Source organism: Flavobacterium jejuense, from assembly GCF_006491595.2.
GTDB lineage: Bacteria > Bacteroidota > Bacteroidia > Flavobacteriales > Flavobacteriaceae > Flavobacterium > Flavobacterium jejuense.
Genome location: NZ_VEVQ02000001.1, coordinates 416974 through 432340 on the forward strand (window position 1 = coordinate 416974; position 15367 = coordinate 432340).

Sequence of the window (15367 nt, forward strand, 5' to 3'; positions counted from 1 at the left end):
AAATTTAAAACAACATGAGTATTCAAAAAATATTAGCTATTGCTGGAAAACCAGGTTTATACGAATTAAAAATACAAACACGTACAGGATTTGTTGCTGAATCATTATTAGATGGAAAGCGAATTACTGTTGGAATGAGAAGTAATGTAAGTTTATTATCTGAAATTGCCGTTTACACTTATACAGAAGAAATTCGTTTAGCAGATGTACTAAAAGCGATAGCAACCAAAGAAAATGATGGTCCGGCTATTTCTCATAAAGAAGATGATGCAAAATTAAAAGCTTATTTTAGAGAAGTGTTACCAGAATTTGATGAAGATAGAGTATATACTTCTGATATTAAGAAAATTTTCAATTGGTATAATATTTTACAACCTAAAGGATTTGTGACAGTTGAAGCTTTGTCAAAAGAAGAAGTTAAGGAAGAGACAAAAGAAGAAAACGCAGAGTAATCTTCTATTTTATAAACATAAAAAGTTCTCATATGAGGACTTTTTTGTTTGAAATATACTTCTTAAATACTAAAAATCCTTTTTTATATTCATCGAAATTATTGTATATGATTAATACCTTAATTTTATTAAAAAGCACATTTATGTTTTCTCTACTCTTCTCTTCTCTCTTAGAATGGTTAGTTTATGACTTATTAAATGTTCCAAAATGCCATAATATTCCTGATGGATCATGTATAAAACATTCTTTTCCCCAATCTAGTTTACGAATAGGAACTATACGAACAGTATCATACTTCTCTGTTAATTTTAAGAGAGTTAATTCATTCCAGAATGTCTCCAAATTATTAACTTCCATAAAAACCATAGTATTATCAATCCAATCTTTTACATAGGCATCTTGAAGATAAAAGCCAAAGTCACCAGAATAAAAATAACTCATCGTGTTTGATAAAATAGTTTCTTGGAAACCTAAATCTTTATAAAAATTTCGAGATACTTCACAATTTTTCGCTCCAATAAAAGGTCTAATGGATTTTGCATTATGGTTCATAGCTAAATTTTTTAATATTTGAAGGTTATAAATATAAAATTAAAAACTCATTTTATTCTATGAATTCTAAAATATCTCCAGGTTGGCAATCTAATGCTTTACAAATAGCTTCTAATGTACTAAACCTAATGGCTTTTGCCTTTCCTGTTTTCAAGATGGAGAGGTTGGATAAGGTAAGTTCTACTTTTTCCGAGAGTTCGTTTAATGACATTTTTCGTTTTGCCATCATAACATCTAAATTGACTACTATTGGCATAATTAAATGGTTAATTCATTTTCTGATTGAAGTGCTATACCTTTTTTAAATATTTCCGCAATTACTAAAAGTGTAATTCCCATAAACAACCAAACATCAGCTCCACCAAGACCTAAGTTTTGAATATCTGGTATTGAAACACCTTGAGTAACTAACCATTTTGTGTTTTGTATTCCCCAATATGAAAATAAACCAATTCCTAACGTTAGATAAGAAGCATTTGAAATAAACGCTTTTATTTCAATATTGAAAGGTTGTGATAAATTGAGTTTTTTCTTATGTAAAATCTTTACAATTAAATAGAATAGTATTGCCTTCATTACTGCTACAATACTCATTAATAAAGTTTCTGAAATAAAATAACCTTTGTCAAAATTATATAAATTTGATAAATCGACTTCTTCCCAAAAACTTTTTACTGCAATTGGGTTGATAACAAGTGTAAAAAAAGTATTAAACAAAATACCACCAGCAGTAATACATAGACCAATAAAAATAACCCAAGAAATAACGGTTATAAATTTTAAAACAGAAGTTGATTTAGCTGTCATAATTATATTTAATTATAATATGTAGCAAATATAAATAAAAATTTATTTTTTTTCGATTTGATTATTTTTTAAGTTGAATTGTATACAAATAATAAATAGGATTGGTATCGATATACTTCTGAAATTAATCCATAATTTTACAGTTACTAAATAGAACTTCAATTATAATTTCAAAAAAGCAATACATGAACAATCGAGAAAACCAACTTAAAGCTTTTAATAGATTATTAGATATCATGGATGATTTACGTGAGAAGTGTCCATGGGATAAAAAACAAACATTGGAAAGTTTACGTCATTTAACAATTGAAGAAACCTATGAATTGGGAGATGCAATTTTGGATAATGATTTGCAAGAAATAAAAAAGGAATTGGGCGATTTATTATTACACATTGTTTTTTATGCTAAAATAGGAAGTGAAACTAATGCTTTTGATATTGAAGATGTTGCCAATTCAATTTGTGATAAACTAATTGATCGTCATCCTCATATTTATGGAGATGTTGTGGTTGCTGATGAAGAAGAAGTGAAGCAAAACTGGGAAAAATTAAAACTTAAAGAAGGAAAAAAATCGGTTTTGGAAGGTGTGCCAAAAAGTTTACCAGCACTTGTTAAGGCAAGTCGCATTCAAGATAAGGTGAAAGGAGTAGGGTTTGACTGGGAAGAATCGCACCAAGTGTGGGATAAAGTACAAGAAGAATTACAAGAACTTCAGGAAGAAGTAACATTGGGTAACCAAGATACTATAGAAGCTGAATTTGGGGATGTTTTATTTTCAATGATAAATTATGCACGATTTTTAAAAGTTAATCCAGAAGATGCTTTGGAACGTACCAATAAAAAATTCATCAAGCGTTTTATGTATCTAGAAAGCAAAGCAGGAGAATTAGGGAAACCATTAGCTGATATGACCTTAGCTGAAATGGATGTTTTTTGGGAAGAAGCGAAGAAGTTGTAGTGTTTGTTCAGTGTTCAGTTATCAGTTATCAGTTTTTCTGGATAATAAATCTTTTTTTTCAAAACCAATTTGTAATTTTCTAATCACTAAAAACATGTATTACGCAGTAATTTTCACATCTATAAGAACAGAAATAGATTCAGGTTATAGTGAAATGGCTCAAAAAATGGAAGCTTTAGCCAAGCTTCAAAAAGGATTTATTGGTGTTGAAAGTGCTCGTAATGAAATAGGAATTACTGTTTCTTATTGGGAAAATCTAGAAGCTATTCGAAATTGGAAATCAAATATGGATCATTTATTGGCACAAGAAAAAGGAAAATCCACTTGGTATAAAAATTATAAAGTTAGAATAGCTAAAATAGAACGTGAATATGAGTTTGGTTTTTAATAATAAAAAAGGTCTAACATTACGAAGAATATTAGACCTTTTGAATGGTTTTGTATAAGTGAGACTAATTCACTACGATTTTTTTAGTTGTAGCTCCATAATCAGAAGATAATTTCACCATATAGAAACCACTATTTAGATTAGTAACTTGGTACGTTTCGTTACTAATAGTATTTGGATTTTTAATTTCTTGTACAATTTGTCCGTTTATATTGTATATAATTATATCTTTTAAACTTGTCGATGAAGAAATGTATACGGTATTATTGATTGTAGGATTCGGATAAACATTAACTGAAGCTAATAAATCAAAATTTTCAGCAGATAAAAATACTGTTGGCCATCTGTTTTCAGCTACTGGTCCACCCCATATTACAGTTGCTAAATAAGGATTGTCGATAAAGGGATTACGATTACCTTGTGCATATGTATTTGAAGTATTACCATGATAGGTGTTTCTATTATCTTCATATTGCGATACTGGATCATCAGCATTCCATTGTAAGAATAAATCAATCATATTAGCATCACTAGCAACAGGATTTCCTACACCAACATTTATTGGTAAACATTGAGAACCATATCTTAGGTACATGTACATCATCATTCTTGCTACATCACCTTTCCATTCATCACCAGGATACCAAGTAGTAGAAGTTATATCACCAGAATTTCCGCTTCCTGCAGCAAATTTCTCACTTGATCTATCGTTATTTCTATCTACATCAGAAGCTCTTAAATGATGTGCATCTTCACCAGCATCACTTGAACCACCTTGATCTAATGGAGGACTTGCTAGTGCTTTTGCATAAACATGTTCTCTGTTCCATTCACATGAAGTACCACCGCCATTTGAAAATTTATTTCTTGTTCTGTGGTCATTGTCATCAGTAGGAGAGGAAGGACAAGTATTAGAACTAAATCCATATAGTAATAAAACATTAGAATTTGTTATATCATTAGGATCTAAGTCAGTTACCTGAGTAGCATCCCAAACTTCAGAATAAGTTAAATAATTTGTATGGGTATTCGCAATTTTAGTTTCTAAAGTACTTTTTAGAGCACTTGCGCTTAAGCTATTCCAGTTAGAAATATCATCATAATATGGACTAGCTGGAGCTCCGTTTTGTGCATAATTTAAAGCAATACTTAATAGTAATAATAATGTAAATTTGTTTTTCATTTTTTTATAGTTTTCGTTCTAATAAAGCCATATAAAACCCATCATATCCACTTTGATGAGCTAATACTTTTTTTTCTTTTACAAATGTGAAATTTTTCCCTTCTTCTGTAGTCAAAAATTTTTCTATCTGTTGTTCGTTTTCTGATGGAAGTACCGAACAAGTTGCATAAACCATTTTTCCACCTGGTTTTACTATCTTAGAATAATTTTGAAGTACTTCAGCTTGAACTTTTTTAATATTATCAATAAATTCAGGTTGTAATTTCCATTTACTATCAGGATTACGTTTCATTACACCTAATCCACTACAAGGAGCATCAATTAAAACGCGATCAGCTTTTTCATGTAGTTTTTTGATGACTTTAGTAGAATCAATTACTCTAAATTCAATATTGTGAACCCCATTTCTTTTGGCACGAAGTTTTAATTGTTTCAATTTACTTTCGTAAATATCCATAGCTATTAATTGGCCTTTGTTTTCCATTAAAGAAGCTAAATGTAAGCTTTTTCCACCAGCACCAGCACAAGTGTCAACTACTCGCATTCCAGGTGCTACATCTAAGAAATAGGCTACTAATTGAGAAGAAGCATCTTGTACTTCAAAATACCCTTGTTTGAAGATATCTGTCATGAAAACATTAGCTCTCTCTTTCAATATTAAGGCATCAGGATAATCTTTGGAAGCATAAGTTTCAATATTCAAGTCCATCAAGATAGCTCTTACTTTTTCTTTAGTAGTTTTTAAGGTATTCACTCTAAGAATTACTTCAGCTTGTTTGTTTTGAGCTTCTAATTCTTTTGACCAAGTGGCTTCACCTAATTCTTTAACCCCTAATTCATCAATCCAATCAGGAATAGATTCTTTGAATTTTCTAATTTTAGATAATTCATCAAACTTACCTTTTATTTTTCGTGAAGGAGTTCCTTCAAAGTATTTCCAATCAGGTAACATAATACCTCTTAAAACTGCCCAAACAGCAAACACTCTCCAAATATTATCTCTATCGTAAGGTTCTCTTACTTCAGCAATTTCTGCATATAAACGTTTCCAGCGTACTATTTCATAAATCGTTTCTGCAACAAATTTTCTGTCACTGCTTCCCCAACGTTTGTCTTTTTTTAAAGCACGGGCCACAACTTTATCTGCATATTCTCCTTCGTTGAAAATTGCTAGCAAAGAATCTATAACCGTGAATACTAAATTTCTATGTAATCTCATTTTTTATTTAATCAGCGTGCAAAGATAGTGATTTAAACAAAAAAAGCTGTCAATTATGACAGCTTTGTTAAGATATGGGTTATTAAATTTTTTTTATCCTCTTCTAGAACTACCGCGAGATGATGATGAGCTTCTACTTCCTCCAGAATTTCCACTTTGTCTAGATGAACTACCTGAACCTCTTGTAGATGAGTTATTTCTTGAGGAACTTTTAGTAGCACTTCCTCTATTAGATGAATTACTTCTTGACGAACCTATAGTTTTATTTCCTCTTGTTGAAGTATTATTTCTTGAAGAACCTATATTAGAGTTATTGTTTCTAGTGGAAGAAGTATTTCTTGTAGACATTGTATTACTTCTAGTAGAAGAATTATTTCTTGGAGTATTTGTTACAGATTTTGTACCTCTAGTAGAAGAATAGGTTCTTGGAGCATTACCAGTTGTAGTGTTGCTTCTAGTAGAAGAGTAGCTTCTAGGTGTTGTAGTAGAATTATTATTTCTTGAAGAAGAATAATTTCTAGTTGAACCTTGAGCATTATTTCTATTTCCTCTTGTAGAACTATTTCTTGTATTAGTATAAGCTAATTCTCTAGAACCAGGTACTCTTGTTCTAATGTTTCTATTTTGATCCATTTCTCGACGATTTGAATAACCTGAATTTCTATGACTGAACGATCTATTAGGATATCTTCTTTCGTAACCATTAGCTCTTCTACCATAATATGCGTTGTAAGCATAACTACATCTTCTGGTGTTTACATAATGGTAAGTATGACCAAAATTAATGTGAACTGCTATATGATTTCTATATCTAAAAATCGGGAATGGATTCCAATAGGTGTAGTAAGAAGGGTAGTAATTCCAATACCAACTTGAGCAATAAGGGCGATAGCTACTTACCCAAAATGAAGTGTAAATTATTGGACGATGTACGTATATAGGCTCATAAATATAATTATCACCATACATGTAAACATCACCAACCACCTGTACTTGAACATTGTTGTTTCTGTCCTTTTCCACTTCAATAGACGCTACATCTTGATATAAGTCTTTATCCAAAACCGCTTGAACAACTATAATGTGTGCATTTCCTTCAACAGATTCTATTACTCTTAAATAGTCAACATAGTTGTCATTATTTAGATCCAAATTTGAGATTTGAGATTTGGGATCATTTAAGCGTCTTTCAAAATCTTCTAAATCAGAAGCGTCTCCAAAAATGGTAGCTACTGCTCTTAAATCTAAGTTATCACTAATATCAGTACTGTTAGCAGTAACTGTTGTTTTATCTTGTGCAAAAGTGTTAATGACTAAGAAAAAACTAAATATCGCTGTAAGTAAATTCGTTTTCATATCTTCATTGTTTAATGTTACAATTAAGACTATCCAATTACTATGCCAAAAATGGACTAACTGATTTTTTGTAATGCTTTTTTGTCTTTTAAAAATATCTTTTTTCCTTGTATTTCAATGACTTTTGTTTTGTTCATCTCTGATAATAATCGGATACAACTTTCGGTAGCAGTTCCAATCATTCCAGCTAATTCTTCTCTTGATAATTGAATGCGAATACTTCCATCCTCATTTTTTCCAAAACTCTCTTCTAAATAAATTAGAACTTCAGCTAAACGTTGTTTGACGGTTTTTTGTGCCATATCAACCATATGCTCATCTGCTTCTTTTAAATCTCCACAAATGGTTCTCATTACATTCATAGAAAAATCATTATTTTGATTGAAAAATTGGAGTATTTCATTTTTAGGAACAAAACAAACTTCCATATCTTCTAATGCAGTTGCAGATAGATTTGCCGATTCATCACTTATCATAGAACGTTGTCCTAATAATTCTCCTGGTTTGCCTAATTTAATAATTTGGTCTTTTCCGTTCTGACTTAATTTGGATAGCTTGCAAACACCATCTTTAATACAGTAAACACCATTCAAGGTTTCACCTTCTTCAAAAATAGATTCCCCTTTTTTAATTGTATATGAAGTTTTACAATTAGCCATTTGAACTAATTGTTCTTTATTTAAAGCTTTTATAGAGCTAAATTGTCTTACAATACATTGTTCGCATTTACTCATGTATGATTCTTTTAAAGATTTTCAAAGATAATCAAAGTATGACAAATATCATATTTTAAATTGGAAGCATTTGCAACCTTTGTTACAGGTAAAATGAGCAAATTATGGATGCAAAAAATTGTTTCCATTGTGGAATTGAAATTATAAAAAAAGACGAAATTATTTATGATAATAAAAGTTTCTGTTGTAATGGTTGCAAAACTGTTTATGAGATTTTTAGTCAAAATGATTTAAGCTGTTATTATGATTTTGAAAAAGCACCAGGTGCTACTCCACAGGAAATTAAAGGTAAATATGACTTTTTAGACGATGAAAAAATTAACACAAAACTGTTGGAATTTCAAGAAGAAACAACAAATATTGTTTCACTTTTCATTCCTCATATACATTGTAGTTCGTGCATTTGGATTTTGGAAAATTTACAAAAGCTACAGAAAGGAGTAAGTACTTCACAGGTTAACTTTCCAGAGAAAAAGGTTAGAATAACTTTTGATTCTTCAAAAACATCTTTGAAAGAGCTAGTTTATTTGTTGAGTTCCATTGGTTACGAACCATACATAAGTCTGGAAAATTTCGAAACAGGAAAGAAAAATGTAGATAGAAGTTTAATCTATAAGCTAGGTGTAGCCTTTTTTTGTTTTGGAAATATAATGTTACTCTCTTTTCCAGAATATTTTGAAGTTGAAGAATTTTGGATTAATCAATATAGAGGATTCTTTCGTTGGTTAATTTTTGCTTTATCACTTCCTTCTTTTTTGTATGCAGCAAGTGATTATTATATTTCGGCTTATAAAAGTATTAAATCAAGAATGTTGAATATTGATATTCCTATTGCTTTAGGAATTATCGTCATGTTTGTAAGAAGTACGATTGATATTGTATTGGATTATGGGCAAGGCTATTTTGATAGTTTAACAGGTTTGGTTTTCTTTATGTTATTAGGAAAGTTATTCCAACAAAAAACGTATAATTTTCTCTCATTCGAAAGAGATTATAAATCTTATTTTCCAATAGCTATTACCAAATTGAATTCGGATGGAACTGAAATTCCTATTCAAGTGTATGATATTGAAAAAGCTGACCGGTTGTTAATTCGTAATCAAGAATTAATTCCTGTTGATGGTATTTTAATTTCTGATACAACTTCAATTGATTACAGTTTTGTTACTGGTGAAGCTATTCCAATAGAAAAAAAATCAGGAGATAAACTTTTTGCAGGAGGGAAAATAATAGGAAGTGTCATTGAAATGGAAGTTTTGTTTTCGGTTTCCCAAAGTTACTTAACTCAATTATGGAGTAATGACATTTTTCAGAAGAAAATCGATCAAAAACATAAGACCATAACGGATAAAATAAGTCGTTATTTTACACCTATTTTATTACTACTAGCAGCAATTGTATTCATTATTTGGTTATTTATAGATGTTCCAACGGCTTTTAATGTCTTAACTGCGGTTTTAATTGTGGCTTGTCCTTGTGCGTTGGCTTTAACTGCACCTTTTACTTTAGGAAATGTCTTACGTATTATGGGAAAACAGAAAATGTATCTTAAAAACGCAATGGTTATTGAACAATTAGCCAAAGTAGATACGTTGGTTTTTGATAAAACAGGAACCATTACTTCTAATAAAAAATCGGCTGTAGAATTTGTTGGAAACGAACTTTCATTAGACGAACTTTCACTAATTAAAAATGCAATGCGAGGCTCAAACCATCCTTTGAGTAGAAAGATTTATGATTTTTTGCCTAATGTACCTAAAGTTGAAATACAAGAATTTGAAGAAATTACTGGAAAAGGAATTATAGCTAAAGCAAATGATACAACAGTGAAGATTGGTTCCGCTTTTTTATTAGGAATTATTGATGAAGAAATGTCCCAACAAACCAAAGTTTACATAAAAATAAACAATACTTTCAAAGGATATTTCGTATTCGATAATCAATATAGAAAGGGTGTTATTGAGTTATTTGACCAATTGAGTAATAAGTATGAATTAAAAATTCTTTCAGGAGATAACGAAGGAGAAAAAGAAACACTTCAAACGTTATTACCTAAAACCACTGAACTAGTATTCAACCAAAAGCCTGAACAAAAACTTGAATTTATCAAACACTTACAAGAAAAAGGCAAGAATGTGATGATGATAGGTGATGGGTTAAATGATGCTGGAGCATTGGCACAAAGTAATGTGGGAATATCCCTTTCAGAAAATGTAAATGTGTTTTCACCAGCTTGTGATGGTATTATGGATGCCTCTCAATTTTCAAAATTAGGATACTATTTGAAGTACTCTAAAAATGCCATGCGAACGATTTACATGAGCTTCGGACTTTCCTTATTATATAATTTAGTAGGCTTATCATTTGCTATTTCTGGCAATTTATCTCCATTAGTAGCAGCCATAATCATGCCTTTAAGTTCTATTACAGTAGTGAGTTTTGTAACGATAATGAGTAATTATTATGCTAAAAAATAATTTATTCATTACCATTGGTCATTGCAAAAGAAATTTAACAAAATTTTAAAGCATGATAAATGTCATATTTTTTGAACATCAGTCGAAGTAACTTTGTTAACACAAATTTAAGGTATGAGTGTCATTTATATATTAATTACAGTAAGTATAGTAGTTGCAGTCGTTTTCTTACTAGCTTTTATCAAAGCAGTAAAAAGTGGACAGTACGATGACGACTATACACCATCAGTCAGAATGCTTTTTGACGATGAATTAAAAAAAAGTCCGAGTAAAATAATAGAAGTAGAAAAACAAAAACCAATCTAATTATGGAGATGCAACAATTTTATTACGATAACAAAATTGTAAAGAAGTTTCTTTATGCAAGTATACTTTTCGGTGTCGTAGGAATGCTTGTAGGCTTAACAGTAGCCTTTATGTTTATTTTTCCAAACATGACCGATGGTATTCCATGGTTGAGTTTTGGACGATTAAGACCTTTACATACAAATGCTGTTATTTTCGCCTTTGTAGGTAACGCTATTTTTGCAGGTGTCTATTATTCGTTACAACGTTTATTAAAAACTAGAATGTATAGCGATGTATTAAGTAATATTAATTTCTGGGGATGGCAATTAATTATAGTAGCTGCTGCCATTACATTACCATTGGGTTATACCACATCAAAAGAATATGCTGAATTGGAATGGCCTATTGATATTGCTATTGCAATAATTTGGGTAGTATTTGGTATTAATATGATTATGACCATTTTAAGAAGAAGAGAGCGTCATTTATATGTAGCAATTTGGTTCTATATTGCCACATTTGTTACGGTTGCTGTACTTCATATTTTTAATAGTTTAGAACTTCCTGTTTCTGCTTTAAAAAGTTATTCGGTTTATGCAGGTGTACAAGATGCTTTGGTACAATGGTGGTACGGACATAACGCGGTGGCCTTTTTCTTAACCACACCTTTCTTAGGATTGATGTATTATTTTGTGCCAAAAGCTGCCAATCGTCCAGTTTACTCGTATAGATTATCAATTATACACTTTTGGTCTTTGATCTTCATTTATATTTGGGCTGGACCGCATCATTTATTATATACAGCTTTACCAGATTGGGCGCAAAATCTTGGAGTGGTTTTCTCTATTATGTTAATTGCTCCATCTTGGGGAGGAATGATTAATGGCTTGTTAACCTTAAGAGGAGTTTGGGATAAAGTAAGAACAGAACCGGTTTTAAAATTCTTCGTAGTAGGTATTACAGGTTATGGTATGGCTACTTTTGAAGGACCAATGTTATCCTTGAAAAATGTAAATGCGATTGCCCATTTTACCGATTGGATTGTAGCTCACGTTCACGTAGGAGCATTAGCTTGGAATGGTTTCATGACTTTTGGAATGATTTATTGGTTAATTCCAAGAATGACTAAAACAAAACTATATTCTACTGCTTTAGCTAATTTCCATTTTTGGATTGGAACGTTAGGTATTATATTATATGCTTTGCCAATGTATGTGGCTGGGTTTACTCAAGCTTCAATGTGGAAACAATTCAAACCAGACGGAACTTTACAATATGGAAACTTCCTAGAAACAGTTACCGAAATTATGCCAATGTATTTAATGCGTGCAATTGGAGGAACTTTATTCGTAATTGGACTTTTAGTTTTAGTATATAATATTATTAGAACAGTAATGGCTGGACAAAAAGTGGAAGATGAACTAGCAGAAGCTCCAGCATTAACAAAAATAACTTCTGGAAGATTAAAAGGAGAGAAATTCCACCCTTGGTTAGAAAGAAGACCTATTCAATTGACCATTTTAGCAACGATTGCGATTTTAATAGGAGGTATTCTTCAAATTGTACCAACCATTATGGTTAAATCTAATATTCCAACGATTTCTAGTGTAAAACCTTACACACCTTTAGAATTAGAAGGAAGAGATATTTATATAAGAGAAGGCTGTAATAACTGCCACTCTCAAATGGTTCGTCCTTTTCGTTCTGAGGTAGTGCGTTATGGTGAATATTCAAAAGCTGGTGAATTTGTTTACGATCATCCATTTTTATGGGGTTCTAAACGTACTGGACCTGATTTAGCTCGAGAAGGTGTTTCAGGTAAACCGAATAACGGTGGACGTTCCGATGACTGGCATTTTAATCACCTTTGGGATCCACAAAGTACTTCTTCAGGTTCGATTATGCCAGGTTATAAATGGATTATCAGAGGTAAATTAGATACATCCAATACACAAGAAAAAATGAAAGTAATGCAACAATTAGGCGTTCCTTACTCTGATCTTGAAGTAGAAAAAGCTATGGATTCTATTGAGAAACAAGCCTCTAAAATTGAAGCGAACTTGATGAAGAATGATGATATCAAGAAGTCTTTTGATGAACAGAAAGTGGCTAATGGAGCCGATTTTGTTCCTGTAAAAGAGAGAGAAATTGTAGCCTTAATTGCTTATTTACAACGGTTAGGTACTGATATTACTAAACAAGATAATACTAATAAATAAGGAATATGCTAAAGTTCATCAAACACAATTTAGAAACAATAGCTGGTGTTGAGATTTATCCAATACTATCATTAAGCATCTTTTTTACTTTTTTTCTAGTGCTTTTTATTTGGGTGTTTACCTATAAAAAAGATAAAATTAAAGAGTTAAGTGAGTTACCTATTAAAGACGAATTATAAAATTTATAGATATGAAAAGTATAATCCCTTCATACATTAGAGTTCCATTACTATTTGCCATTGTATTTATGGGAATGGAATATTTTATCGACTCAGGAGAAAAGCCTGCCTTTATAGAATTTCCAATGGTGTCTGTTTTCTTGTTTGTTTTTCTATTTCTTTTGATAGCCATAGAAATTGTAATCAGTGCAGTTGATAAAGTAACGTATCAATTATTAAACGAAGAACAGAAAAAACAATTAGAAGAAGCACAAGCCTTACCTTTTACAGAGAGTGCTTTTTACAAGAATATCATGAAAAAACTAACCCGTTCAAAAGCTATCGAACAAGAAGCTGATGTGATGCTAGATCATAATTATGACGGTATTAGAGAGTTGGATAATGTGTTGCCACCTTGGTGGGTGTATTTATTCTATGGTTGTGTAGTTTTTGCAATAGTATATTTAGTTCGTTTTCATATTGTGGGCGATTATACCCAAAAAGAAGAATATGAAATGGCTATGAATGAAGCAAAATTAGAACATGAGGAATATTTAAAAAATGCTCCTGATTTAGTAAATGTGGATAATGTTGTGTTAATGACTGATGCAGCTAGCATTGCTGATGGGAAACGAGTTTTTACTGAAAATAATTGTGCTTCTTGCCATAAAGAGAATTTAGAAGGAAACATTGGACCCAATTTAACAGATAAATACTGGATCAATGGAGGAGGAGTTAAAAATTTATTTACTGTTATTTCTGAAGGTAGTTCAAAAAACACAGTAATGGCTCCTTGGAAAGAAGTAATTAAACCCACTGATATTCAAAAAGTAGCCAGTTATATTTTATCTCTTCAAGGTTCAAATCCACTAGGAGCTAAAGCTCCAGAAGGAGAACTTTGGGTGGAAGAAGCTTCTTTAACTGATGAGGTAACCAAAGTTAGTGATTCAACTAAAGTTAGTGCTGATGAGGTAACAATTGTTACTGACTCAACTAAAGTTAAGTAGTAAATTAGACGTTGTTAGAAAGTTGTCATTCTGAATCTAAACTATTTTGAAGATTTTGAAATAAGTTCAGAATGACATAAAATCTTTAAACAAACTCTTTTTTAATCCCAATTAATGCAAGAATTATGTCAAATCAACCTGATGAAAGCTTTAGAGATACAATAGGAACCATAGATGAACAAGGAAAAAGAAACTTTATTCATCCTAAAAAACCTGTTGGTAAGTATTATGATAAGCGAAAACTACTAAGTTACTTTCTTTTAGCATTTTTATTATCGGCACCTTTTATAAAAATTAACGGAAATCAGTTTTTATTATTTAACGTACTAGAACGTAAGTTTTCCATATTTGGATTTCCATTTTGGCCACAAGATTTCTACATTTTTGTATTATCAATGATAGTTGGAGTAGTAGGATTGACACTTTTTACGGTTGCCTTTGGTCGTATTTTTTGTGGTTGGTTTTGTCCACAAACTATTTTTATGGAAATGGTTTTCAGACGCATTGAATATTGGATTGATGGTGATAGAGGAGCACAAATACGATTAGCTAAACAAGAATGGAATGCTGAAAAAATAAGAAAAAGAGTAACCAAATGGATTATCTTTTTTATTATTTCTTTTCTGATTGCTAATGTATTTCTAGCGTATCTAATTGGTAGTGATAAATTATTAGAATACATAGAAGAAGGACCAGCGGAAAACATCAGTACATTAATTGCTTTATTAATTTTCACAGGAGTATTCTATTTCATATTCGCTTGGTTTAGAGAACAAGTGTGTATTATCGCTTGTCCTTATGGAAGAATGCAAGGCGTTTTATTGGATAACAAATCCATCAATGTGGCTTACGATCATGTAAGAGGAGAAAAAGAATCAGGAAGAGCCAAATGGGATAAAAGAGAAAATAGAGATGATACAGGAAAAGGAGATTGTATTGATTGCAAACAATGTGTAGTAGTTTGTCCCACAGGAATAGACATTCGCAACGGTACTCAGTTAGAATGTATCAATTGTACTGCTTGTATTGATGAATGTGATACTATAATGGATAAAGTAGGTTTACCAAAAGGACTAATTCGTTATGCTAGTGAAGATGAAATTGTAAAGAAAGAGAAGTTCAAGCTAACCACTAGAATGAAAGGGTATATTGCTGTCTTGACTATTCTTATCGGAATTTTAATTGGTTTACTTTTTTTGCGTAATGATGTAGAAGCCAATGTCTTTCGATTACCAGGACAATTGTATGAACAAAAAGGGAATGTGATTAGTAATGTCTTTACTTATAAAATAGTCAATAAAACGGTGAAAAATTTTGATAATGTGACTATTAAACTTGAAAAACCAGAAGGTACTATTCGATTAGTAGGAAACACACATATAACCGTTAAAAAAGAAGCCTTGTTTCAAGGAACTCTATTTATTGAAATTCCAACTTCTTTGGTTAAAAAAGATAAAATGAAAATAAAAATAGGTATTTATAATGATGGTAAGTTGATTGAAACCACGACGACGACTTTCTTAGGACCAAGATCGTTTAATTAAAATATTTATTTAAAGGTTTCAAA

16 protein-coding genes are annotated in these 15367 nt (G+C 31.0%); 9 read left to right on the forward strand and 7 right to left on the reverse strand.

Annotation, left to right across the window (positions count from 1 at the left end):
• Positions 1–14: 14 nt before the first annotated feature.
• On the forward strand, positions 15–452 hold the full coding sequence (locus tag FIA58_RS01965; RefSeq protein ID WP_140959481.1) for a DUF5606 family protein: 438 nt from the start codon (positions 15–17) through the stop codon (positions 450–452).
• Between the two features lie 184 nt (positions 453–636).
• Here the strand turns inward: FIA58_RS01965 and FIA58_RS01970 are convergent, their stop codons facing one another.
• The 3 genes from FIA58_RS01970 to FIA58_RS01980 are packed head-to-tail and all read right to left on the reverse strand — an operon-like array spanning position 637 to position 1812.
• Complete coding sequence (locus tag FIA58_RS01970) at positions 637–1005, reverse strand: VOC family protein (RefSeq protein ID WP_140959483.1); 369 nt, start codon at positions 1003–1005, stop codon at positions 637–639.
• A gap of 52 nt (positions 1006–1057) precedes the next feature.
• Positions 1058–1261, reverse strand: a complete 204-nt coding sequence (locus FIA58_RS01975) for a helix-turn-helix domain-containing protein (protein WP_140959485.1) — start codon at positions 1259–1261, stop codon at positions 1058–1060.
• A 2-nt stretch (positions 1262–1263) separates the two neighbouring features.
• Entirely contained in the window at positions 1264–1812 is a 549-nt protein-coding gene (locus FIA58_RS01980) for a DUF2975 domain-containing protein (protein ID WP_140959487.1), read from the reverse strand.
• A gap of 185 nt (positions 1813–1997) precedes the next feature.
• Between FIA58_RS01980 and mazG the strand changes: the two genes are divergently transcribed.
• A complete protein-coding gene (gene mazG / locus FIA58_RS01985) occupies positions 1998–2771 on the forward strand; it encodes a nucleoside triphosphate pyrophosphohydrolase (RefSeq protein WP_140959489.1) in 774 nt (257 codons plus the stop codon).
• 94 nt (positions 2772–2865) lie between these two features.
• On the forward strand, positions 2866–3159 hold the full coding sequence (locus FIA58_RS01990) for an antibiotic biosynthesis monooxygenase family protein (RefSeq protein ID WP_140959491.1): 294 nt from the start codon (positions 2866–2868) through the stop codon (positions 3157–3159).
• 64 nt (positions 3160–3223) lie between these two features.
• Here FIA58_RS01990 and FIA58_RS01995 read toward each other — a convergent pair whose 3' ends face one another.
• The 4 genes from FIA58_RS01995 to FIA58_RS02010 all read right to left on the reverse strand — a co-directional run bounded on the left by FIA58_RS01995 (position 3224) and on the right by FIA58_RS02010 (position 7651).
• Positions 3224–4342: an endonuclease gene (locus FIA58_RS01995; protein ID WP_140959493.1), complete on the reverse strand. Its 1119-nt coding sequence runs from the start codon at positions 4340–4342 to the stop codon at positions 3224–3226.
• 4 nt (positions 4343–4346) lie between these two features.
• Positions 4347–5561, reverse strand: a complete 1215-nt coding sequence (locus FIA58_RS02000; RefSeq protein WP_140959495.1) for an RsmB/NOP family class I SAM-dependent RNA methyltransferase — start codon at positions 5559–5561, stop codon at positions 4347–4349.
• A gap of 93 nt (positions 5562–5654) precedes the next feature.
• Positions 5655–6917 carry a hypothetical protein gene (locus FIA58_RS02005; RefSeq protein ID WP_140959497.1) on the reverse strand — a complete coding sequence of 421 codons (1263 nt, stop codon included), beginning with the start codon at positions 6915–6917 and terminating at the stop codon, positions 5655–5657.
• Positions 6918–6973: 56 nt separating this feature from the next.
• Positions 6974–7651: a Crp/Fnr family transcriptional regulator gene (locus tag FIA58_RS02010; protein WP_140959499.1), complete on the reverse strand. Its 678-nt coding sequence runs from the start codon at positions 7649–7651 to the stop codon at positions 6974–6976.
• A gap of 104 nt (positions 7652–7755) precedes the next feature.
• Here FIA58_RS02010 and FIA58_RS02015 point away from each other — a divergent pair, with 104 nt between their 5' ends.
• The 6 genes from FIA58_RS02015 (at position 7756) to ccoG (ending at position 15344) form a co-directional block, all read left to right on the forward strand.
• Positions 7756–10128 carry a heavy metal translocating P-type ATPase gene (locus FIA58_RS02015; RefSeq protein ID WP_140959501.1) on the forward strand — a complete coding sequence of 791 codons (2373 nt, stop codon included), beginning with the start codon at positions 7756–7758 and terminating at the stop codon, positions 10126–10128.
• A gap of 114 nt (positions 10129–10242) precedes the next feature.
• Positions 10243–10434, forward strand: coding sequence for a cbb3-type cytochrome oxidase assembly protein CcoS (ccoS, locus tag FIA58_RS02020; RefSeq protein WP_140959503.1), 192 nt, complete (start codon positions 10243–10245; stop codon positions 10432–10434).
• 2 nt (positions 10435–10436) lie between these two features.
• Positions 10437–12635, forward strand: coding sequence for a cytochrome-c oxidase, cbb3-type subunit I (gene ccoN / locus FIA58_RS02025; RefSeq protein ID WP_140959505.1), 2199 nt, complete (start codon positions 10437–10439; stop codon positions 12633–12635).
• Positions 12636–12640: 5 nt separating this feature from the next.
• Positions 12641–12814, forward strand: a complete 174-nt coding sequence (locus FIA58_RS02030) for a CcoQ/FixQ family Cbb3-type cytochrome c oxidase assembly chaperone (RefSeq protein ID WP_140959507.1) — start codon at positions 12641–12643, stop codon at positions 12812–12814.
• Positions 12815–12825: 11 nt separating this feature from the next.
• Complete coding sequence (locus FIA58_RS02035) at positions 12826–13800, forward strand: cbb3-type cytochrome c oxidase N-terminal domain-containing protein (protein WP_140959509.1); 975 nt, start codon at positions 12826–12828, stop codon at positions 13798–13800.
• Positions 13801–13925: 125 nt separating this feature from the next.
• Positions 13926–15344: a cytochrome c oxidase accessory protein CcoG gene (gene ccoG, locus FIA58_RS02040; RefSeq protein ID WP_140959511.1), complete on the forward strand. Its 1419-nt coding sequence runs from the start codon at positions 13926–13928 to the stop codon at positions 15342–15344.
• Positions 15345–15367 lie beyond the last annotated feature (23 nt).